The organism is Klebsiella sp. Q11 (assembly GCF_964241505.1).
GTDB classification, from domain to species: domain Bacteria; phylum Pseudomonadota; class Gammaproteobacteria; order Enterobacterales; family Enterobacteriaceae; genus Klebsiella; species Klebsiella michiganensis.
In genome coordinates this window covers 1-20,718 of record NZ_CAXSXW010000009.1, presented here as the reverse complement: position 1 = coordinate 20,718, position 20,718 = coordinate 1, and the positions used below count along the sequence as shown (strand labels likewise).

Annotated in this window: 21 protein-coding genes; 9 read left to right on the top strand and 12 right to left on the bottom strand. The window is 56.4% G+C overall.

Annotated elements, in window-relative coordinates; genetic code table 11:
* Nucleotides 1–170: 170 nt before the first annotated feature.
* The 6 genes from gshB to metK all read right to left on the bottom strand — a co-directional run bounded on the left by gshB (nt 171) and on the right by metK (nt 6,267).
* Nucleotides 171–1,118 (bottom strand): glutathione synthase, encoded by a 948-nt coding sequence (gene gshB / locus ACESQ2_RS15990; RefSeq protein WP_014226834.1) that lies wholly within the window; start codon nt 1,116–1,118, stop codon nt 171–173.
* 20 nt (nt 1,119–1,138) lie between these two features.
* Complete coding sequence (gene rsmE / locus ACESQ2_RS15985) at nt 1,139–1,870, bottom strand: 16S rRNA (uracil(1498)-N(3))-methyltransferase (protein WP_046877686.1); 732 nt, start codon at nt 1,868–1,870, stop codon at nt 1,139–1,141.
* A gap of 91 nt (nt 1,871–1,961) precedes the next feature.
* The gene (endA, locus tag ACESQ2_RS15980; RefSeq protein WP_014226832.1) at nt 1,962–2,669 is read right to left on the bottom strand and encodes a deoxyribonuclease I; all 708 of its coding nucleotides are present in this window, start codon (nt 2,667–2,669) and stop codon (nt 1,962–1,964) included.
* Nucleotides 2,670–2,763: 94 nt separating this feature from the next.
* Entirely contained in the window at nt 2,764–3,264 is a 501-nt protein-coding gene (locus ACESQ2_RS15975; RefSeq protein ID WP_373170869.1) for a SprT family zinc-dependent metalloprotease, read from the bottom strand.
* Between the two features lie 75 nt (nt 3,265–3,339).
* On the bottom strand, nt 3,340–4,734 hold the full coding sequence (locus ACESQ2_RS15970; protein ID WP_004854145.1) for a sugar porter family MFS transporter: 1,395 nt from the start codon (nt 4,732–4,734) through the stop codon (nt 3,340–3,342).
* 378 nt (nt 4,735–5,112) lie between these two features.
* Complete coding sequence (metK, locus tag ACESQ2_RS15965) at nt 5,113–6,267, bottom strand: methionine adenosyltransferase (protein WP_014226830.1); 1,155 nt, start codon at nt 6,265–6,267, stop codon at nt 5,113–5,115.
* 467 nt (nt 6,268–6,734) lie between these two features.
* On the opposite strand from metK, the gene ACESQ2_RS15960 reads away from it, so the two are divergent.
* From ACESQ2_RS15960 to speB, 4 genes are all read left to right on the top strand, one after another.
* Nucleotides 6,735–6,884, top strand: coding sequence for a hypothetical protein (locus ACESQ2_RS15960; protein WP_155774231.1), 150 nt, complete (start codon nt 6,735–6,737; stop codon nt 6,882–6,884).
* Nucleotides 6,885–6,969: 85 nt separating this feature from the next.
* Nucleotides 6,970–7,116, top strand: a complete 147-nt coding sequence (yqgB, locus tag ACESQ2_RS15955; protein ID WP_014226828.1) for an acid stress response protein YqgB — start codon at nt 6,970–6,972, stop codon at nt 7,114–7,116.
* Nucleotides 7,109–9,085, top strand: a complete 1,977-nt coding sequence (gene speA / locus ACESQ2_RS15950) for a biosynthetic arginine decarboxylase (RefSeq protein ID WP_014226827.1) — start codon at nt 7,109–7,111, stop codon at nt 9,083–9,085. Before yqgB ends, speA begins: the two co-directional genes overlap by 8 nt.
* 211 nt (nt 9,086–9,296) lie before the next feature.
* Nucleotides 9,297–10,217 (top strand): agmatinase, encoded by a 921-nt coding sequence (gene speB / locus ACESQ2_RS15945; RefSeq protein ID WP_004205166.1) that lies wholly within the window; start codon nt 9,297–9,299, stop codon nt 10,215–10,217.
* A gap of 167 nt (nt 10,218–10,384) precedes the next feature.
* Here speB and ACESQ2_RS15940 read toward each other — a convergent pair whose 3' ends face one another.
* Nucleotides 10,385–11,143, bottom strand: a complete 759-nt coding sequence (locus tag ACESQ2_RS15940) for a M48 family metallopeptidase (protein WP_014226826.1) — start codon at nt 11,141–11,143, stop codon at nt 10,385–10,387.
* A 278-nt stretch (nt 11,144–11,421) separates the two neighbouring features.
* Here ACESQ2_RS15940 and tkt point away from each other — a divergent pair, with 278 nt between their 5' ends.
* Nucleotides 11,422–13,413 (top strand): transketolase, encoded by a 1,992-nt coding sequence (gene tkt, locus ACESQ2_RS15935; RefSeq protein WP_154924424.1) that lies wholly within the window; start codon nt 11,422–11,424, stop codon nt 13,411–13,413.
* A gap of 129 nt (nt 13,414–13,542) precedes the next feature.
* Here the strand turns inward: tkt and ACESQ2_RS15930 are convergent, their stop codons facing one another.
* The 5 genes from ACESQ2_RS15930 to ACESQ2_RS15910 are packed head-to-tail and all read right to left on the bottom strand — an operon-like array spanning nt 13,543 to nt 16,592.
* Nucleotides 13,543–14,199: an ABC transporter ATP-binding protein gene (locus tag ACESQ2_RS15930; RefSeq protein ID WP_046878338.1), complete on the bottom strand. Its 657-nt coding sequence runs from the start codon at nt 14,197–14,199 to the stop codon at nt 13,543–13,545.
* Nucleotides 14,193–14,870 (bottom strand): ABC transporter ATP-binding protein, encoded by a 678-nt coding sequence (locus tag ACESQ2_RS15925; RefSeq protein WP_046878339.1) that lies wholly within the window; start codon nt 14,868–14,870, stop codon nt 14,193–14,195. Before ACESQ2_RS15925 ends, ACESQ2_RS15930 begins: the two co-directional genes overlap by 7 nt.
* The gene (locus tag ACESQ2_RS15920) at nt 14,858–15,565 is read right to left on the bottom strand and encodes an energy-coupling factor transporter transmembrane component T (protein ID WP_046878340.1); all 708 of its coding nucleotides are present in this window, start codon (nt 15,563–15,565) and stop codon (nt 14,858–14,860) included. The genes ACESQ2_RS15925 and ACESQ2_RS15920 overlap by 13 nt, the downstream gene beginning before the upstream one ends.
* Nucleotides 15,565–16,143, bottom strand: a complete 579-nt coding sequence (locus tag ACESQ2_RS15915; protein WP_014226821.1) for an ECF transporter S component — start codon at nt 16,141–16,143, stop codon at nt 15,565–15,567. Before ACESQ2_RS15915 ends, ACESQ2_RS15920 begins: the two co-directional genes overlap by 1 nt.
* A gap of 23 nt (nt 16,144–16,166) precedes the next feature.
* Nucleotides 16,167–16,592, bottom strand: coding sequence for a PPC domain-containing DNA-binding protein (locus ACESQ2_RS15910; protein ID WP_042934174.1), 426 nt, complete (start codon nt 16,590–16,592; stop codon nt 16,167–16,169).
* Nucleotides 16,593–16,968: 376 nt separating this feature from the next.
* On the opposite strand from ACESQ2_RS15910, the gene epd reads away from it, so the two are divergent.
* From epd to ACESQ2_RS15890, 4 genes are all read left to right on the top strand, one after another.
* Nucleotides 16,969–17,988: an erythrose-4-phosphate dehydrogenase gene (gene epd / locus ACESQ2_RS15905; RefSeq protein WP_345911989.1), complete on the top strand. Its 1,020-nt coding sequence runs from the start codon at nt 16,969–16,971 to the stop codon at nt 17,986–17,988.
* Nucleotides 17,989–18,039: 51 nt separating this feature from the next.
* Complete coding sequence (pgk, locus tag ACESQ2_RS15900) at nt 18,040–19,203, top strand: phosphoglycerate kinase (RefSeq protein ID WP_014226818.1); 1,164 nt, start codon at nt 18,040–18,042, stop codon at nt 19,201–19,203.
* A gap of 97 nt (nt 19,204–19,300) precedes the next feature.
* On the top strand, nt 19,301–20,380 hold the full coding sequence (fbaA, locus tag ACESQ2_RS15895; RefSeq protein WP_009654956.1) for a class II fructose-bisphosphate aldolase: 1,080 nt from the start codon (nt 19,301–19,303) through the stop codon (nt 20,378–20,380).
* Between the two features lie 162 nt (nt 20,381–20,542).
* Nucleotides 20,543–20,718: transposase domain-containing protein (locus tag ACESQ2_RS15890; protein WP_373170976.1), on the top strand; the 176-nt coding region annotated here is incomplete at its 3' end.

Sequence of the window (20,718 nt, the reverse complement as noted above, 5' to 3'; positions counted from 1 at the left end):
AGGTTCTGTTCCTGGTTCAAAAAAGCAGCACCCAGTATGCGGGTAAAGCAAGGGAGTGTCGATTCACTTTATCTTGCAGGCTCAAGGCGCGTTGTCGGTATGAACCTGAGCGTGAATCTCCTGAGCTGGCTCCAGGCTACAGGCGCTGGCCTGTAGCCTGAATAAGCGCTTTATTTATTGAGGCGCTTCTCGATGGCATCCATCAGCATCCCGGTAATGGAAATCGGGAAGGCGGCTTCGATTTCACGTACGCAGGTGGGGCTGGTGACGTTAATCTCCGTCAGGCGATCGCCAATGATATCCAGACCGACGAAGATTAAGCCTTTGGCCTTCAGCGTCGGGCCCACGCGGCGGGCGATGGCCCAGTCGCTTTCGGTCAGCGGGCGCGCTTCGCCACGACCACCGGCCGCAAGGTTACCGCGGGTTTCGCCGCCCTGTGGGATACGGGCCAGGCAGTAAGGAACCGGCTCGCCGTCAACCACCAGCACGCGCTTATCGCCATCTTTAATGGCCGGCAGATAGTTCTGCGCCATGCAGTAGCGGCTGCCCAGCTCGGTTAGCGTCTCGGTAATCACGCCGAGGTTGGGGTCACCCTCTTTAACGCGGAAAATGGAGGTGCCGCCCATACCGTCCAGTGGTTTGAGAATGACATCGCCATGTTTTTCCCAGAAGGCTTTCAGCTGGGCTTTATTACGGGTGACCAGCGTTTCCGGAGTCAGCTCGGAGAACCAGGCGGTAAACAGCTTTTCGTTACAGTCGCGCAGGCTCTGCGGCTTATTGACGATCAGCGTGCCTTGCTCTTCGGCGCGTTCGAGGATGTAGGTCGCGTAGATAAACTCGGTATCGAACGGCGGATCTTTACGCATCAGAATGACGTCAAGGTCCGCCAGAGGCAGATCCTGTTCGCCGTTGAACGCGTACCATTTATCGTAGTTCTGCTCGACGCTCAGCTTACGCGTACGAGCGCGGGCTTCGCCGTTGATTAAGTACAGATCGTTCATCTCCATATAATGGAGTTCATAGCCGCGACGCTGCGCCTCCAGCAACATGGCGAAGCTGGTGTCTTTCTTGATGTTGATGGTTGCGATGGGGTCCATCACGATGCCGAGCTTAATCATTGTTCTTCTCCGTTAACGCTTCAACCTAAGTCGCCAAAACGCACCTGCAGGGCGGTAATAGCAGTGAGCGCAGTTGTCTCTGTACGCAGAACGCGCGGTCCCAACAGGATATCAGTAAACCGGTAGCGAGCGGTCATCGCTATCTCTTCTGCCGAAAGCCCGCCTTCCGGGCCAATCAGCAGCCGGATACGTTCGACCGGCAGCGGCAGCGTATTAATGCTGGCGCTGGCGCGAGGGTGCAAATTAAGCTTCAGGCCCTCGTCCTGCTCCGCGCACCAGGCTTCAAGCTGCATGGCGGGGCGGATCTCCGGCACCACGTTGCGGCCGCTTTGCTCGCAGGCGGCAATGGCGATTTTTTGCCACTGCTGGATCTTCTTCTGCAAACGTTCGGCGTCCAGTTTAACGCCACAGCGCTCGGAAAACAGTGGCGTTATGAGGCTTACGCCAAGTTCGATCGATTTCTGGATGGTGAATTCCATTTTTTCGCCGCGGGACATCACCTGGCCTAAATGGATATGCAGCGGGGATTCACGGTTATCCATTTTGCAGCTCTGAACGTCAACCAGAACGTTTTTCTTACCTGCCTCGACAATGACCGCCTCGAAGACCTGATTGCTGCCGTCAAAAAGCTCAATTGTCTGGCCTTTGCCCATGCGTAAAACGCGACCGACGTGGTTGGCCGCGTCGTCGGAAAGAGCTATCTGGCTACCCGTGGTAATCGGTTCCGGGTGATGGATGCGAGGAATGCGCATGCTTGATATTCCGTTCTTTGCGCAGATATTCTCCTCCCCCATGACAGGGGAAGGAGTGAAGCTGCAAATTAACAATTGCCGCTAGTGTAGGTTAGCTCTTTTGCGCCTGGCAAGCCTGCAGGACGTAAGGATTATGGTTGCCCTGAACTTTTGCAATACGCGCGTCGCGTTCGCACTCCCAGGTTGTTACCGGATACAGCTTATCCCAGGCGGTAAACAGCTGGGTTTGCTGGCGGGAAAGATTGAGCTGGTAGCGGTCGCGCATATAGAAGTAGGTTCTGGCGATAGCGCCCCGGGCGCGAGCCGGCGGCTCGGCAACTTTATCTTTAAAATCAACCTTCATCGCGCACTGGCCGTACTGGCCTTCGCCACCGTTCCACTGGCTGTACATAAAGTTGGCGCGGTCGCCGTTGACCTCGCCGACCGCCGGCTGCAGGTTATGCATGTCGCTTTCCATCTTGCGGTATTCCGGATCTTTAGCGCAGTTTTTGCGCCCGCCGTCCTGCCAGCACTGACGCTGATGGCCAAACTGCCATGCGGGAACCACATGCTCCCACTCGACCCGGCTGGCGCGATTTTCATTTTTACGCACTTTATAGCCACAAGATTCCAGGTCGATAACCCCCTTTTTTCCCTGCCAGTTGATTTTACAGCCGCAGTAGAAATCGCCGGGGGCGTCGGCATTGACCTTGACCCCAGCGGTCTTGGCCTGAGAAAAACTGTTGATTCCTTCCGCTGCAAGCGGGGCGCATACCGCCGCGCTGAGAAACGCGGCAGCAAAAATATGAATACGGGACATCGTTAACTCCGTGTCAAAACGAGCCCGCAACGTATCGAATGTGATTGCCAGACGCAATCAGTCAGATCAGAAAATTTCCAGTTATTTCCGGAGATTACTTTTCCGCCACCAGAACATCTCCGCAGCGCACGCAGCGATAGGTGGCCTCCCCGCGCATCACGCGATTATGGCGGCGGACGGTAAGCTTGTGCTGCTGGCACTGGCAGCGGTAGGGGAAGGTATTTTTACGCACTGAATCGAGTTCGAAACGATGGGTGCGCAGAGCAGGAACGCCCAGCACGCTTTCCATCATCCATTTCCACTCTTTGCCGTGCGGCGCCACGCGGCCAAAATGCTTCCATACCAGCAGGTGGGCCAGCTCGTGCGGCACGACTTCATCAATAAACGCCTGCTGGTTTTCCAGCAGCAGCACCGGGTTAAGGCGGATTTCATTTTTCTCCAGCCAGGCGGTACCGGCGGAGGTTCCCCGCTGCTGATAAACCAGCACCGGTTCAGGGTAATGTCGTCCCAGCTTGAGGTTCGCTTTGGCAAGATTTTCCCGCAGGCTGCGCATAACGGCCTGTTGGAGGGCAATGGGAATTCGGGGTGTTTTCATAGCGCCAGAGGATAGTGCGGCGGGATGAGGAGAGCAAGAAGAAGCTTCCTCCCGGGAGGGAGGAAGCGGGTTAGTCTAGTCGCGCGCGCCGATTTCGCGCAGCTTACGGCCTTTCATCAGGTTACGTTCGATATGTTCCAGCGAAACGTTTTTGGTTTCCGGGATCAGCCACAGGGTCAGGAAGATGAACAGGATGTTCAGGCCGCCATAGACCCAGAAGGTGTTGGCGCTGCCCAGCGAGTTCAGCATGGTCAGGAAGGTCGCGCCGACGATCATGTTGGCAATCCAGTTGGTGGCCGTTGAGCAGGTGATACCGAAATCACGCCCTTTCAGCGGCTGGATTTCGGAGCACAGCACCCAAATCAGCGGGCCGGCGCTCATCGCAAAGCCAACGATAAACATCAGCAGCATCAGGACGGCAAAGTACTGCGCCGTGGCGGAGTGAATGCCGATATGCATCATGCTGCCCAGTACGCCCATGCCGAGCGCCATAACGATAAAGCCGAGGATCAGCGTCGGCTTACGGCCCCAGCGGTCAACCAGTCCGATGGCGATAAAGGTCGCCAGAACGTTGGTCAGCCCCACGATGACGGTTCCCCACATCTGTTCGGTGGTGTTGGTATAGCCCGCCAGTTCAAAAATCTTCGGCGCGTAGTACATGATGACGTTCATACCGGTGAACTGTTGCATCACCTGCAGCAGGACGCCGAGGAATACCGCACGGCGGAAGTTACTATTTTCTTTAAACAGCGACCAGCCGGACTGTTTTACCTTCAGGCTTTCGCGGATCTCATCCAGCTCGCGTTTCGCTTCAGCGCTGGTGTCGCGCAGGCGCAGCAGGACGCGTTCGGCGTCGACAAAGCGGCGCTTAGCGGCAAACCAGCGCGGGCTGTCAGGCAGGAAAACCACGCCAATCAGCAACAGCACCGCCGGGATAATAATCACCCCGAGCATCCAGCGCCAGGCGCCGCTGTAGCTGAATGCCGTATCGGAAAGATAGGCGCCGAGAATACCAATGGTAATCATCAGCTGATACATCGAAATCATGCTGCCGCGGATTTTTTCCGGGGCGATTTCAGACAGATACAGCGGGGCGGTGTAGGAGGCGACGCCCACGGCAAGGCCGAGCAGCACGCGAGAGAGCAGCAGCACTTCCACGTTCGGTGCGGCGGCGGAGAACAGCGAGCCGGCAACGAACAGGATGGCGCCAATCATCAGGCTTTTTTTACGCCCGAGTTTGAAGGAGAGCCAGCCGCTGCCCACCGCGCCGACGGCGGCGCCGAACATCATAGAGCTGACCACCCACTCCTGAGTGTGGGCGCTTATCTGGAACTCGTTGGCAATAAAGGGTAAGGCACCCGCAATAACACCGATATCAAGGCCGAACAGCAGGCCAGCCAGTGCGGCGAGGAAACAGACAAAGAACGTCATCGTCTTGTTGGAACGCCCTTGTTTTTTGTTGTCAGGCATAACGCCCTCCGGTTGAGTTATTGATCTTGTCGATGCGTAGGGTAGGTAAATACGTCGTAAAAAAATGTGATAGTAATCACGGCTGTGTAATCGGTTACACTAGAGTAAAGAAACGTAATGACTATAAACGCATTTAAATCAGTATATTAATTAAGTTTAGCTCAAGAAATTAAAAGCGCTAATCGGACTTTACTGAAATATTGTGTAACAAAGTGAAGTCTTATTACATTTTGCATGCAATAACGGAAAAGGTTTGCTCTGCATATGATGTAATCGCTTCCATAATAGGCATGTTGCAGGCGGTATGCCGGGCGGCTGAGGGGCGTAAAATAAAAAGGCCAGCGCGAGGCTGGCCTTGAAAGCGGGGAGAGCGGCGTCTTATTTCAGACCGGACGCTTCGCGCAGCTGGGCCGCTTTGTCGGTTTTTTCCCACGGGAAATGCTCGCGGCCAAAGTGGCCGTATGCCGCCGTCTCTTTGTAGATCGGGTGCAGCAGATCCAGCATCTGAATCAGGCCATACGGACGCAGGTCAAAGAACTCGCGCACCAGCAGGGTCAGCTGCTCAGAAGGCACTTTTTCGGTACCGAAGGTTTCAACCATGATTGAAGTTGGCTCCGCCACGCCGATGGCGTAGGAAACCTGGATTTCGCAACGATCGGCCAGGCCGGCGGCAACGATGTTTTTCGCCACATAGCGCGCCGCGTAGGCCGCAGAACGGTCCACTTTAGACGGATCTTTACCGGAGAACGCGCCGCCGCCGTGACGAGCCATGCCGCCGTAGGTATCAACGATGATTTTACGCCCGGTCAGGCCGCAGTCGCCCATGGGGCCGCCGATAACAAAACGGCCGGTTGGGTTGATAAAGAATTTGGTTGCGCTGTTCAGCCACTCGGTCGGCAGAACCGGTTTGATGATCTCTTCCATCACCGCTTCCTGCAGCGATTTCTGATCGATGCTCTCGGCGTGCTGTGTGGAGAGAACGACCGCATCAATACCGACAACTTTGCCGTCGTCGTACTGGAAGGTGACCTGGCTTTTCGCATCCGGGCGCAGCCACGGCAGGGTGCCGTTTTTACGCACTTCAGCCTGACGCTGCACCAGACGGTGCGCATAGGTGATCGGCGCAGGCATCAGCACGTCGGTTTCGTTAGTGGCGTAGCCAAACATCAGGCCCTGGTCGCCCGCGCCCTGTTCCAGCGGATCGGCACGGTCAACGCCCTGGTTGATGTCCGGAGACTGTTTACCGATGGCGCTCAGCACCGCGCAGGAGTTGGCGTCAAAGCCCATATCGGAATGCACGTAGCCAATTTCACGGACCGTGTTGCGGGTGATCTCTTCGATATCAACCCATGCGCTGGTGGTGATTTCACCACCGACCAGAACCATACCGGTTTTGACGTAGGTTTCACATGCTACGCGCGCTTTCGGATCCTGTTCGAGGATCGCATCCAGCACGGCGTCGGAGATTTGGTCAGCAATTTTGTCGGGATGCCCTTCTGATACGGACTCTGACGTAAAGAGGTGTTTTGCCATGTTTTATTTCACCTGTGGACGATTCGGGTAGCTCATACTGTTGTGTAGAATGGCTTTGACGGATGACTCTACCAAAGCTTGCAGGTAGTGACACGAGCAGTCTGAGTGTTAATCAGTATAGATGGATTAACTTCTGGACGGCTATTTTAGGGCAGTTCTTGACCCCATTTCCAGCCTTTTTTGATATTCGTCGCATTTATAGAAAAAGGGCGGTGGCAATTTTTCCTGACAATACCCGGCAACGCGCATATTTTTATTTTGCTTTTTACCCCGCTTCTCGGTATAAAACGCCGCGCGCGGCTCATTAAAACAGCGTACGAGCACTCACCTCGTGACGCCACTTCCAGCCGGGTTAAGCAGTCTCTATTGACAGAGTCCCGCAGCGGCGTTTTCGCTGGCTGTCCGGAACCTATAGCTTTGGCTTGTCGCTGGCCCGACTCGGGGCAGTGTGGAGGTGATACCAGATAATGAACCCACGTTTTTCGCCTGATTCGTCGCGTCGTTCCGTCGCGCGTCACTACTCCTCAATCCGCATCTCTCTCATGCAAACCAGCCGATGTTCTACCCATCTCGGCGCTTCTCAGGATTCCCGGGCCGGCAGGCTGCTGGAAAACTGAACAAGGGCGCTCTTGCGATAGCAAGGGTTTTCTCGTGGTTTCTCCGGACTGTCATACTCCGTTCGGGTACGTGTTTTACGATGATATGAATAAGAAACCGGTCGCTCAGCCGCAAGACCAGCACTATCTACTGGGATTTCGGACTGTTTATGGGTTGTTATCGCTTCTTCGGATTGCGATAGTAGTCAACTGTTTTACACTTGTTACTAAATTTGAGGTTCGCTATGTCTGACGACATGTCTTTATCTTCGCCTTCGTCAGCAGGCGATCACGGTGTACTACGTTCCATGCAGGAGGTTGCGATGAGCTCCCAGGAAGCCAGCAAGATGCTACGTACTTACAATATTGCCTGGTGGGGTAATAACTACTACGACGTTAACGAACTGGGCCATATTAGCGTCTGCCCGGATCCTGACGTCCCGGAAGCGCGCGTTGACCTTGCCGAGCTGGTGAAAGCGCGTGAAGCTCAGGGGCAGCGCCTGCCTGCGCTGTTCTGCTTCCCGCAGATTTTGCAGCACCGCCTGCGTTCGATTAACGCCGCCTTTAAACGCGCGCGCGAATCTTATGGCTATAACGGTGACTACTTCCTGGTTTATCCGATCAAGGTTAACCAGCATCGTCGCGTGATTGAATCGCTGATCCACTCCGGCGAGCCGCTGGGCCTGGAAGCCGGCTCCAAGGCCGAGCTGATGGCGGTACTGGCGCACGCCGGTATGACCCGCAGCGTGATTGTCTGTAACGGTTATAAAGACCGTGAATATATCCGCCTGGCGCTGGTGGGCGAAAAGATGGGCCACAAGGTCTATCTGGTCATCGAGAAAATGTCCGAAATCGCCATCGTGCTGGAAGAGGCCGAGCGGCTGAACGTGGTGCCGCGTCTCGGCGTGCGCGCGCGTCTGGCTTCGCAGGGCTCCGGTAAGTGGCAGTCCTCCGGCGGCGAAAAGTCCAAATTTGGCCTCGCGGCGACCCAGGTTCTGCAGCTGGTTGAAATTCTGCGCTCAGCCGGGCATCTGGACAGCCTGCAGCTGCTGCACTTCCACCTTGGCTCGCAGATGGCCAATATTCGCGATATCGCCACCGGCGTGCGTGAATCGTCGCGTTTCTACGTTGAGCTGCACAAGCTGGGCGTGAATATTCAGTGCTTCGACGTTGGCGGCGGTCTCGGCGTCGACTATGAAGGGACCCGTTCGCAGTCCGACTGCTCGGTGAACTATGGCCTGAACGAATACGCCAACAACATCATCTGGGCGATTGGCGATGCCTGTGAAGAGAACGGCCTGCCGCACCCGACGGTGATCACCGAATCCGGCCGCGCGGTCACGGCGCACCACACCGTGCTGGTATCGAATATTATCGGCGTTGAGCGTAACGAATATACCGAGGCGACCCCGCCCGCGGAAGACGCCGCGCGTCCGCTGCAAAGCATGTGGGAAACCTGGCAGGAGATGCAGGAAACCGGCAATCGCCGCTCGCTGCGCGAATGGCTGCACGACAGCCAGATGGATCTGCACGATATTCATATCGGCTACTCCTCCGGCACCTTTAATCTTCAGGAGCGCGCCTGGGCCGAGCAGCTGTATCTCAATATGTGCCATGAAGTGCAGAAACAGCTCGATCCCAGCAACCGCGCGCATCGCCCGATTATCGACGAACTGCAGGAGCGTATGGCGGATAAGATCTACGTCAACTTCTCCCTGTTCCAGTCGATGCCGGACGCCTGGGGTATCGATCAGCTATTCCCGGTGATGCCGCTGGAAGGGCTGAATATGGTGCCGGAACGCCGCGCGGTGCTGCTGGATATCACCTGCGACTCCGACGGCGCGATTGACCACTATGTGGATGGCGACGGTATTGCGACCACCATGCCGATGCCGGAATACGATCCGGATAACCCGCCGATGCTGGGCTTCTTTATGGTAGGCGCCTATCAGGAGATCCTCGGCAATATGCACAACCTGTTCGGCGATACGGAAGCCGTCGACGTGTTTGTCTTCCCTGACGGCAGCGTCGAAGTGGAGCTGTCTGATGAAGGGGATACCGTCGCGGATATGCTGCAGTACGTGCAGCTCGATCCGAACACGCTGTTGACCCAGTTCCGCGATCAGGTGAAAAAGACCGATCTCGACGCTGACCTGCAGCAGCAGTTCCTTGAAGAGTTCGAGGCCGGTTTATACGGCTACACTTATCTGGAAGACGAGTGATCTATGCCCTCTCCGTAGCGGAGAGGGAAGAGGGAGAGAGAGGCCTGGTTCACCACTTGCCAGACTCACTTGAACGCGTAGACATTTACGGCGATAATTCGCCCAACTAAGCAGTAAACTCATTCAAACCCTTCCTCGTCGGGCCTAACGACGCGGAAGGGTTTTTTTATATTTGTATTTCAATACAACGACTGTAAAAGAGGTCATACCCATGAGCACCTTAGGTCATCAATACGATAACTCCCTGGTATCCAACGCATTTGGTTTTCTGCGTCTACCGATGAATTTCATGCCGTACGACAGCGATGCGGACTGGGTCATCACCGGCGTACCGTTTGATATGGCGACCTCCGGACGCGCGGGCGGCCGTCATGGCCCGGCGGCAATCCGCCAGGTGTCGACGAACCTTGCGTGGGAGCACAACCGCTTCCCGTGGAATTTTGACATGCGCGAGCGCCTGAACGTCGTGGACTGCGGCGATCTGGTTTACGCCTTCGGCGACGCGCGTGAAATGAGTGAAAAGCTGCAGGCCCACGCGGAAAAACTGCTGGCGGCAGGAAAACGCATGCTCTCTTTTGGCGGCGACCATTTTGTGACGCTGCCGCTGCTGCGCGCTCACGCGAAGCACTTTGGCAAAATGGCGCTGGTGCATTTCGACGCCCATACCGATACCTACGCCAATGGCTGCGAATTTGACCACGGCACCATGTTCTACACCGCGCCGAACGAAGGCCTGATCGATCCGAATCATTCGGTGCAGATCGGTATCCGTACCGAGTTTGATAAAGACAACGGCTTCACGGTGCTGGATGCGGGCCAGGTTAACGATCGCAGCGTTGACGATGTGATTGCGCAGGTGAAACAGATCGTCGGCGATATGCCGGTGTACCTGACCTTTGATATCGACTGCCTGGATCCGGCGTTTGCCCCGGGTACCGGTACGCCGGTGATTGGCGGCCTGACTTCCGATCGTGCGATCAAGCTGGTGCGCGGCCTGAAGGATCTGAACATCGTCGGCATGGACGTGGTGGAAGTCGCTCCGGCCTACGACCAGTCCGAAATCACCGCCCTGGCGGCGGCGACGCTAGCGCTGGAAATGCTCTACATTCAGGCGGCGAAAAAAGGCGAGTAATCAGGTCGCTCACAGCGTGCGTTTTCCTCGAACGACCTGGAGGCGCAGTGCTTGCACCGGCCTAAGAATAAGTGCAGGTTGTGTTGCCGGGTAAGGTGTGAGCCGCTACCCGGCATACCGATAAGCTCCCCCAATTCTGTTTGTTATGCCACTTGGGGAGCCGGGGCTTACTTAATCCCGTCGGCCTTCATGCGATCGCGGATATGCTGAGCGCGGGCTTCCGATGCCGGGTGGTCATCAAACATGGAGCTTTGGCGTCCGGCTTCCAGCTGCGCCAGCTTCTCGAAGCTGGTGGCAAGTCCTGCCGGATTAATGCCGCGCTTGCGCAGCAGATCGTACGAGTAGTCGTCCGCTTCCGATTCCTGACGCTGGGAGAACTGCGAGTTCACCAGCTTCTCGCCCAGATCGCCCAGCTGCGACTGCGACAGGCTGCCGACGATGCCGCCCGCGGAGGCCGCCGCCGCGCGTACCGCGTTGGTGCCCAGCGCTACCTGCATCCCTTTCTTCACGTGGCCCAGCGCGACGTGACCCATTTCGTGGCCGATAACCGCTTCGACTTCATTATCATTCATCAAATCCATCAGCCCGCTGTAAACGCGGATGCAGCCGTTAGCCATGGCGAAGGCGTTAACGTCTTTAGTTTGATACACCTTGTAGTTCACCGGCTGGCCGTTGATGTTGTCCCCCAGCGCGGCGGCGATTTTACTCAGGCGTTTGCTGTATTCACTGCTGGCAGGCGCGATAGTCGCTTTCGCATCCATCTCCTGACAGGCTTTGTCGCTTAAGGCTTTCACCTGCTCGTCGCTGAGTGAATAAGCCTGGAAAGCCTCCGCGCCGGAGCTAAGCAGGCCGTTGGAATCCATGTTCTGGCATCCGGTAAGCGTGGCTGCGATCCCAAGGGCAAGAAGAGCTGAGCGAATTTTCATTTTTTATCTTCCACAATCTTATGGTTATTTATCCGAAAAAACGGCGATGGCTGCCTGCCGTATCCTGTGCAAATTATAAATACTATATGAGAATGCGGGCGAGAGGATTACGCCGTAGCACAACGTGTTCCAGAGATTTCTTAAACGGCAAAAGGATGCTCCATGTACATGCTTTGCCGCTTAGGTTACATTGTTCACACTTTTTTCCGGCGTAGCCCAAAACGCGCTGTCGTCAAGTCGTTGCGGGCATGGCCTTCATTATCCGATCTGGAGTCAAAATGTCCTCACGTAAAGAGCTTGCTAACGCTATTCGTGCGCTGAGCATGGACGCAGTACAGAAAGCCAAATCCGGTCACCCGGGTGCCCCGATGGGTATGGCTGACATTGCCGAAGTCCTGTGGCGTGATTTCCTGAATCATAACCCGCAGAACCCGTCCTGGGCCGACCGCGACCGTTTTGTCCTGTCCAACGGCCACGGTTCCATGCTGATTTACAGCCTGCTGCACCTCACCGGTTATGATCTGCCGATTGAAGAGCTGAAGAACTTCCGTCAGCTGCACTCTAAAACCCCGGGTCACCCGGAAGTCGGCTACACCGCGGGCGTGGAAACCACCACCGGTCCGCTGGGGCAGGGTATTGCGAATGCGGTTGGTATGGCCATCGCGGAGAAAACTCTGGCGGCGCAGTTCAACCGCCCGGGCCACGACATTGTTGACCACTTCACCTACGCGTTCATGGGCGACGGCTGCATGATGGAAGGTATCTCTCACGAGGTATGCTCCCTGGCCGGTACCCTGAAACTGGGCAAGCTGGTGGCGTTCTATGACGACAACGGCATCTCTATCGACGGTCACGTGGAAGGCTGGTTCACCGATGACACCGCGAAGCGTTTTGAAGCCTACGGCTGGCACGTGGTGCGCGGCGTTGACGGTCACGATGCTGACTCGATTAAACGCGCGGTAGAAGAAGCGCGTGCGGTCACCGACAAACCGTCCCTGCTGATGTGCAAAACCATCATCGGTTTCGGTTCGCCGAACAAAGCCGGTACCCACGACTCCCACGGCGCGCCGCTGGGCGACGCGGAAATCGCGCTGACCCGCGAAGCGCTCGGCTGGAAACACCCGGCGTTTGAAATCCCGTCTGAAATCTATGCCCAGTGGGATGCCAAAGAAGCCGGCCAGGCGAAAGAGTCCGCGTGGAACGAGAAATTCGCTGCCTACGCCAGAGCCTTCCCGCAGGAAGCTGCCGAGTTTACCCGCCGTATGAAAGGCGAGATGCCGGCTGATTTCGACGCGAAAGCGAACGAATTCATCGCGAAGCTGCAGGCTAACCCGGCGAAAATCGCCAGCCGTAAAGCGTCCCAGAACGCCATTGAAGCTTTCGGCCCGCTGCTGCCTGAGTTCCTCGGCGGCTCCGCTGACCTGGCGCCAAGTAACCTGACCCTGTGGTCCGGCTCTAAGGCCATCAACGAAGACGCTGCCGGTAACTATATCCACTACGGCGTGCGTGAATTCGGTATGACCGCGATTGCCAACGGCATCGCCCTGCACGGCGGTTTCCTGCCGTACACCTCCACCTTCCTGATGTTCGTCGAGTACGCGCGTAACGCGGTACGTATGGCGGCGCTGATGAAACAGCGTCAGGTGATGGTCTACACCCACGACTCCATCGGTCTGGGCGAAGACGGCCCGACGCACCAGCCGGTTGAGCAGGTGGCTTCCCTGCGCGTCACGCCGAACATGTCCACATGGCGTCCGTGCGACCAGGTAGAATCCGCCATCGCGTGGAAATACGGCGTAGAGCGTCAGGACGGCCCGACCGCGCTGATCCTCTCCCGTCAGAACCTGGCGCAGCAGGAGCGTACCGAAGAGCAGCTGGCGAACGTCGCCCGCGGCGGCTACGTGCTGAAAGACTGCGCGGGACAGCCGGAGCTGATCTTCATCGCCACCGGTTCTGAAGTGGAGCTGGCGGTTGCCGCTTACGAAAAACTGACTGCCGAAGGCGTGAAGGCGCGCGTGGTTTCCATGCCGTCCACCGACGCGTTCGACAAGCAGGATGCCGCTTACCGTGAAGCCGTGCTGCCGAAAGCCGTCTCTGCGCGCGTGGCCATCGAAGCGGGTATCGCCGACTACTGGTTCAAATACGTGGGCCTGAACGGCGCGATCGTTGGCATGACCACCTTCGGTGAGTCTGCGCCGGCGGAGCAGCTGTTTGAAGAGTTTGGCTTCACCGTGGACAACGTGGTCGCGAAAGCGAAAGCACTGCTGTAGTTCTTTTACCGCCTCCGGGCTACGGGCCAGCGCGGTCGGGTAGCCCGGACAGGTGCGTAGCACCGCCTCCGGGTAAAAACTCTGGCTACCGCCGTAAAAAACGGGTCGCTCTGGCGGCCCGTTTCTTTTTCAGACCATCCTCAGCACCCTGCCTTTTTCCAGAAGCACCCGGCGGGAAAAGTGCCGCCGTGTAAACGCCTCATCGTGGCTGATGGCCACTACGCTGGTCCCTCTTTTGCGGCAAACCGCCAGCCACGCTTCAAATATTGCCAGCCAGTGCTGGTCAAAATCGCGGCTGGGTTCGTCAAGCAGCAATATTTCTGGCGCCATGGCTTCCAGAGAGGCGACGGCGACCATCCTGCGTTGGGCGGTATGTAAATCCAGCGGATGCGCGTCGGCTACGCTCTCCAGCCGGCATAATTTCAGCGCCGCCGCGGTGCGTTGCGCAACCTCCGCAGGAGGCAATTTCTGGAGCCGCAGCCCAAAGGCGACCTCTTCCGCGACTTTGCTGTGGAAGAGCTGATTTTCGGCCTCCTGAAACAGCACGCCGATGATATTGGCGCGTTGACGGTTTTTGTATTGCGCAATCGGCTTATCCAGCAAATTGACGCTACCGGACGTGGCGGGTAGCAGTCCGGCCATCACCCGCAGCAGGGTGGATTTCCCCGCGCCGTTATCGCCGGTGAGCGCCAGCCATTCCCCCTGGCCGAGCGCCAGCGAGATATTTTGCAAACAGTCAGCCGTCGCGCCGGGCCAGCGCCAGGTCACCTGATTCAACGTTAGCATAGCGGGGAAAGCGCTCCATCGTGCAGTCGCCATCCTTGCTGACACCAGGCAAGAAAAGGCGAAGGGGGGCGTTCAAAAAGGATAATCAACGAACGCTGCGCCAGCGCCCAGTGCCCCAGACGCTCCAGAAGCATAGCGCTTGCCTGTGCCGTCAGGCGGCTAAAGGCTTCGTCAAGGATCAGTAGCGTTGGCTGCATAGCCAGCGCGCAGGCGATCGCCACCCGCTGGGTTTCTCCCCCGGATAGGGTGGAGGGGTGGCGATGTCGTAACGTCTGGCATGCCGTCAGCGTCAGTGCTTCGTCAATACGGCGCATAATCTCCTCTTCGCTGAGGCAGAGATTTTCAGGGCCAAAAGCGACCTCTTCTTCGACGCTGAAGGTACAGCCGGAAAGCTGGAGATAGGGTGATTGCTGGACCAGCTGGATGGTCTGCGCCCGTTCGACCAGCGATTGCTGGCCGATGGGGATACCAAGCAGGGTGCCTTTACCTTCGATATCGCCGGGCAGAAAATCCGGATACCAGCCCGCCATAATCTGCGCCAGAGTGCTTTTCCCGCTGCCGCTATCGCCAAAAATCGCCACCATGCCGGGCTGCGAATAATGGAAATCAAAGCATGCCGCAGATCGCGCCGCCTGGGTCGGGTGGTAGCGGAATTGTTCTAACGTAACCATAGCCAGGCTCCAGCTTCAGCAACCATCGCCAGCAGCATGCCGTAACGCGCCAGACGTTGTAAGGCGCTGTCTTTCGGCGCCCAAAGCGTGGTGCGCCGACGATGTAAACGAAATGCCCGCATATCCAGCGCCGCTCCGCGTATCGCCAGATCGTTAAGCGCGTTGTGGGTCAGAGGGATAATGAGCGCAGGCATAGCGCGCAGCCGCTGATAGCCGTTCTCGTCCAGCGGTACGCCGCGGGCGCGTTGGGCCTCGTGGATAATCGTCAGCTGGCGCTTTAGCTGTTCGACAACCAGCAGCGGGCCAGCGAACAGATAAGCGACGCCCGGCGGCAGGCGTGAAGCAAACAGGGCGCGAATAAAGCGCTGTACCGGTACGTACTCCATCCACAGCTGTGACGTTGAAACAATCGCCAGAATTCTCAGCCACAGCGTGATGGCGCTGGCCCAGCGCTGCGGGTCGCGGGGGTGGCCGCTCAGCCACTGGGTAAACCAGCCGCCGTGGACCAGCCACAGGCCAATGCCCAGCGAGAAGAGGAGCCAGGCGACGTATTTTGCCCGCCGCCGCGTCGCCCTGAACAGCAGCAAGCTGAGAAACGCCGCTGCGCTATAAACCGGCAGCGCCGTCTCTGAGGGCAGCAGCAGCGTAGTCGCCGCCGCCAGCGCCCAGAGGGTTAATGACGTAAAAGGGTGCATTAGCGTACGGCAGACATCGCAGGAAACTGACGCAGCGTGCGCAGCGGCAGCTGGCGCAGCAGGATCCAGACGATAATTGCGGTAAGGATTTTATCCACCAGATTAGCGCCTAAGACGGTAATCGCCACCGATTCCAGCAGATTCTGACCTGCCGAATGGATCCAGGCGACGAACAGATCCGCGCCGCTGCCCGTCACGCCGCCGAACAGCGCCGTACGCAGCGGTACGGCGACCGCGGTCACGGCGAGGGTAATGACAACGCCGCTAATGACCACCTTCGGTAAGGTGCGGAACCATCCCGCGCGCGCCAGCCATCCGGCGACCAGACCAATCACCATCGCCACCGGCGCAAAGGCGGCGGCAATCGGATCGGTCAGCAGCCCCCACAGGAGGTTGGTCAGTAACCCGGTCAACATGCCAATGACCGGGCCGAGTAAAACCGCGCTGATTAAGGTGCCGATCGAATCGAGAAAGATGGGAAGCTTTAACAGACTGATGAGCTGTCCGCCGATCATATTGATGGCGACGGCGATCGCAATCAGCACCAGGGACTGGCTGGTAAATTGGCGACGAGCCATAGAAACCTCTTTAAGGGGAAAATTTATCGGGATGAAATGACCAGTTCGTCATAGCCGGAAACCGCGCACGGCTGACGGCTAAACGCCAGGGAGGTCAGTTCGCCTATCACCAGCTCAAGGGTGGTGCGGACGGTACAGCCGGGCATCATATGGCCGCCGAGCATGGCGCCTTGCGGATCGGATATCGCTAAATGGAGATGTTCACCTTGCCATTCCAGCGTGCCGTTCAGGGAGATAACCTCATAGGTTCCGGTCAAAAAAGTGGTTTCATCCTGGCCGGCAAAACGTAATGCCGCATGGCTTAAGCTGCCGGTACAGCCGGCTATCCAGGCAGCCTGAATCTGTTGCTCTTGTATGAAGGCGCGCAGGCGTGAAAAAACCTCATCGCCCGGAAGTAAGCGAAGCGCATAGTAACGAGCCGCAGAGGGCTGCAAGTGGGGGATTGTCATTTTTTCGAGGGACTCCGAGACTCGGACGTAACGGTCATCATATCGCCGCTATACGGTATAGTTTCTGATATAAATCAGTGTTTGCCGCCCGGCAACGAAAAGATTTTGCTACGCTTATTCGTCATTGTGGAATAGGGAATAAATTCCGCGGCAGAGAGGGTAAAAGTGTGATGTAAGTCAGATAAATGGTTTCTCCGGCTGGACAATCATTCCTTTTATTCCTTGTTTGGCTTATTCTAGCTGAAGCGTTTCAGTCGTCTAAATGTTCGACAATTAATCAATCAGTCGCAGTTTGCGACAGGTAAGGTTTCCCTTAGAGCGTTGCTGCATTACTCTGTCAGCCACCTCATATCATGGATAGCCTTGCAGGAGACCTATGACCATACGCATTGCGATTAATGGCTTCGGTCGCATCGGGCGTAACGTGGTTCGTGCTTTGTATGAATCCGGGCGTCGTGCGGAAATTACCGTGGTGGCAATCAATGAACTGGCGGATGCTGCCGGCATCGCGCATTTATTGAAATATGACACCAGCCATGGGCGCTTTGCCTGGGATGTACGTCAGGAGAGAGAGCAGCTGTTTGTTGGCGACGATGCCATTCGTCTTCTGCATGAATCTTCCCTTGAGGCGTTGCCCTGGCGGGAACTGGCGGTTGATGTGGTGCTTGACTGTACCGGCGTTTACGGCAGCCGCGAGCATGGCGAAGCCCATCTTCAGGCCGGCGCCAGAAAAGTGCTTTTTTCACACCCTGGCGGTAACGACCTCGACGCGACGATCGTTTTTGGCGTAAACCATGCTGAGCTCAGAACCGAGCACCGTATCGTCTCCAACGCCTCCTGCACCACCAACTGCATTATTCCGGTCATTAAGCTGTTAGATGATGCCTACGGCATAGAGTCAGGAACGGTAACCACGATCCACTCATCAATGAACGATCAGCAGGTCATTGATTCCTGGCATCCGGATTTACGCAGGACGCGAGCGGCCAGCCAATCAATCATCCCGGTTGATACTAAGCTTGCTGCGGGGATCACGCGTTTTTTCCCTCAGTTTAACGATCGCTTTGAAGCGATCGCGGTTCGTGTACCGACGATTAATGTGACGGCGATCGACCTTAGCGTAACGGTGAAAAAACCGGTAAAAGCAAGTGAAGTCAACCAGTTGCTGCAAAAAGCAGCACTGGGTGCATTTCATGGTATAGTTGACTATACGGAATTGCCGTTAGTCTCGATAGATTTCAACCACGATCCCCATAGCGCCATTGTCGATGGCACGCAAACGCGGGTAAGTGGCGCGCATTTGATCAAAACGCTGGTCTGGTGCGATAACGAATGGGGCTTTGCTAACCGGATGCTCGACAGCACGTTAGCGATGGCCGCACAAGGTTTCAGGTAAGGCGCTCCGGCGCCTGCAAAACTTTATCAAGAATCAACGAGAGGATTCACCATGTCTGTAATTAAGATGACCGATCTGGATCTGGCTGGTAAACGCGTTTTTATCCGTGCGGATCTGAACGTACCGGTTAAAGAAGGGAAAGTAACCAGCGACGCGCGTATCCGTGCTTCTCTGCCGACCATCGAACTGGCCCTGAAACAGGGTGCGAAAGTGATGGTCACTTCCCACCTGGGTCGTCCTACCGAAGGCGAGTACAACGAAGAATTCTCTCTGCTGCCGGTTGTTAACTATCTGAAAGACAAACTGTCTAACCCGGTACGTCTGGTTAAAGATTACCTGGACGGCGTTGAAGTCGCTGCCGGTGAGCTGGTGGTTCTGGAAAACGTTCGCTTTAACAAAGGCGAGAAGAAAGACGACGAAGCGCTGGCGAAAAAATACGCTGCGCTGTGCGATGTATTCGTCATGGACGCGTTCGGTACCGCTCACCGCGCGCAGGCTTCTACTCACGGTATCGGCAAATTCGCTGACGTCGCTTGTGCAGGTCCGCTGCTGGCCGCTGAGCTGGACGCCCTGGGTAAAGCGCTAAAAGAACCGGCTCGTCCGATGGTCGCTATCGTGGGTGGTTCTAAAGTTTCTACCAAACTGACCGTTCTGGACTCCCTGTCTAAAATCGCTGACCAGCTGATCGTCGGCGGCGGCATCGCCAACACCTTCGTTGCCGCTCAGGGCCACAACGTCGGTAAGTCCCTGTACGAAGCCGATCTGGTTGACGAAGCGAAACGCCTGCTGACTACCTGCGATATCCCGGTTCCGACTGACGTTCGCGTGGCAACCGAGTTCTCTGAAACCGCAACCGCTACCCTGAAATCTGTTAACGACATCAAAGATGAAGAGCAGATTCTGGACCTGGGCGATGCTTCCGCAGAGAAACTGGCTGAAATTCTGAAAAACGCGAAAACCATCCTGTGGAACGGCCCGGTCGGCGTGTTCGAATTCCCGAACTTCCGCAAAGGTACTGAAATCGTGGCTAACGCCATCGCAGACAGCGAAGCGTTCTCCATCGCAGGCGGCGGCGACACCCTGGCAGCAATCGACCTGTTCGGCATTGCTGACAAAATCTCCTACATCTCCACCGGCGGCGGCGCATTCCTCGAATTCGTGGAAGGTAAAGTTCTGCCGGCAGTAGCCATGCTCGAAGAGCGCGCTAAGCAGTAATTCAGTTCAGGCGGGGAGACCCGCCTGTTTTTCAGCGCGCGTAAAAGCTCGCGAACCTTCTTCAACGGTCGAAGATACAGATACAGGACTACGTAACATGTCTAAAATTTTTGATTTCGTAAAACCGGGCGTCATCACTGGCGACGACGTTCAGAAAGTGTTCCAGGTAGCTAAAGAAAACAACTTTGCTCTGCCAGCGGTAAACTGCGTGGGTACTGATTCCATCAACGCCGTTCTGGAAGCAGCTGCAAAAGTTCGTTCTCCGGTTATCGTTCAGTTCTCTAACGGCGGCGCTGCGTTCATCGCGGGCAAAGGCGTGAAAACTGACGTTCCTCAGGGCGCAGCCATCCTGGGCGCTATCTCTGGCGCGCATCACGTGCATCAGATGGCTGAGCACTACGGTGTTCCGGTTATCCTGCACACTGACCACTGCGCTAAGAAACTGCTGCCGTGGATCGACGGTCTGCTCGACGCGGGTGAAAAACACTTCGCCGCAACCGGCAAACCGCTGTTCTCTTCTCACATGATCGACCTGTCTGAAGAGTCCCTGCACGAAAACATCGAGATCTGTTCTAAGTACCTGGCGCGTATGGCCAAAATGGACATGACTCTGGAAATCGAACTGGGCTGCACCGGCGGCGAAGAAGACGGCGTGGACAACAGCCACATGGACGCTTCTGCTCTGTACACCCAGCCGGAAGACGTTGATTACGCGTACACCGAGCTGAGCAAAATCAGCCCGCGTTTCACCATCGCCGCTTCCTTCGGTAACGTACACGGCGTTTACAAGCCGGGCAACGTGGTACTGACCCCGACTATCCTGCGCGACTCTCAGGAATACGTTTCTAAGAAACACAACCTGCCGCACAACAGCCTGAACTTCGTATTCCACGGTGGTTCCGGTTCTTCCGCTCAGGAAATCAAAGACTCCGTAAGCTACGGCGTGATCAAAATGAACATCGATACCGATACCCAATGGGCAACCTGGGACGGTATCCTGCAGTACTACAAAACTAACGAAGCTTACCTGCAGGGCCAGCTGGGCAACCCGAAAGGCGAAGACCAGCCGAACAAGAAATACTACGATCCGCGCGTATGGCTGCGCGCTGCACAGACGTCCATGGTGACCCGTCTGGAGCAGGCATTTAAAGAGCTGAACGCGATCGACGTTCTGTAATTTCGCATGCTGCTAGCGTAAGGAAGGAAAACGGCGTTTTCCTTCCTGGCCGGTATAAAAATGGCTTCCTACGGGAAGTAATGCCGATCAGTTAAGGATCGGTTGATCGATCCAGTGGCTGTGTAAAAATCCGGAAATGCTTACCCTTTTCCGGATTTTTTTATGCACATTGGACAGGCTCTTGATCTGGTATCCCGTTACGATTCTCTGCGTAACCCTCTGGCTTCTCTGGGCGATTATCTTGACCCGGAACTGATTTCCCGCTGCCTTGAAGAGTCCGGCACTGTCACGTTACGCAAACGGCGCCTTCCTCTGGAAATGATGGTCTGGTGCATTGT

Coding starts and splice junctions, on each gene's coding strand:
- gshB (WP_014226834.1), bottom strand. CDS start 1,118: ATGATTAAGCTCGGCATCGTGATGGACCCCATCGCAACCATCAACATC.
- rsmE (WP_046877686.1), bottom strand. CDS start 1,870: ATGCGCATTCCTCGCATCCATCACCCGGAACCGATTACCACGGGTAGC.
- endA (WP_014226832.1), bottom strand. CDS start 2,669: ATGTCCCGTATTCATATTTTTGCTGCCGCGTTTCTCAGCGCGGCGGTA.
- ACESQ2_RS15975 (WP_373170869.1), bottom strand. CDS start 3,264: ATGAAAACACCCCGAATTCCCATTGCCCTCCAACAGGCCGTTATGCGC.
- ACESQ2_RS15970 (WP_004854145.1), bottom strand. CDS start 4,734: ATGCCTGACAACAAAAAACAAGGGCGTTCCAACAAGACGATGACGTTC.
- metK (WP_014226830.1), bottom strand. CDS start 6,267: ATGGCAAAACACCTCTTTACGTCAGAGTCCGTATCAGAAGGGCATCCC.
- ACESQ2_RS15960 (WP_155774231.1), top strand. CDS start 6,735: ATGAACCCACGTTTTTCGCCTGATTCGTCGCGTCGTTCCGTCGCGCGT.
- yqgB (WP_014226828.1), top strand. CDS start 6,970: ATGAATAAGAAACCGGTCGCTCAGCCGCAAGACCAGCACTATCTACTG.
- speA (WP_014226827.1), top strand. CDS start 7,109: ATGTCTGACGACATGTCTTTATCTTCGCCTTCGTCAGCAGGCGATCAC.
- speB (WP_004205166.1), top strand. CDS start 9,297: ATGAGCACCTTAGGTCATCAATACGATAACTCCCTGGTATCCAACGCA.
- ACESQ2_RS15940 (WP_014226826.1), bottom strand. CDS start 11,143: ATGAAAATTCGCTCAGCTCTTCTTGCCCTTGGGATCGCAGCCACGCTT.
- tkt (WP_154924424.1), top strand. CDS start 11,422: ATGTCCTCACGTAAAGAGCTTGCTAACGCTATTCGTGCGCTGAGCATG.
- ACESQ2_RS15930 (WP_046878338.1), bottom strand. CDS start 14,199: ATGCTAACGTTGAATCAGGTGACCTGGCGCTGGCCCGGCGCGACGGCT.
- ACESQ2_RS15925 (WP_046878339.1), bottom strand. CDS start 14,870: ATGGTTACGTTAGAACAATTCCGCTACCACCCGACCCAGGCGGCGCGA.
- ACESQ2_RS15920 (WP_046878340.1), bottom strand. CDS start 15,565: ATGCACCCTTTTACGTCATTAACCCTCTGGGCGCTGGCGGCGGCGACT.
- ACESQ2_RS15915 (WP_014226821.1), bottom strand. CDS start 16,143: ATGGCTCGTCGCCAATTTACCAGCCAGTCCCTGGTGCTGATTGCGATC.
- ACESQ2_RS15910 (WP_042934174.1), bottom strand. CDS start 16,592: ATGACAATCCCCCACTTGCAGCCCTCTGCGGCTCGTTACTATGCGCTT.
- epd (WP_345911989.1), top strand. CDS start 16,969: ATGACCATACGCATTGCGATTAATGGCTTCGGTCGCATCGGGCGTAAC.
- pgk (WP_014226818.1), top strand. CDS start 18,040: ATGTCTGTAATTAAGATGACCGATCTGGATCTGGCTGGTAAACGCGTT.
- fbaA (WP_009654956.1), top strand. CDS start 19,301: ATGTCTAAAATTTTTGATTTCGTAAAACCGGGCGTCATCACTGGCGAC.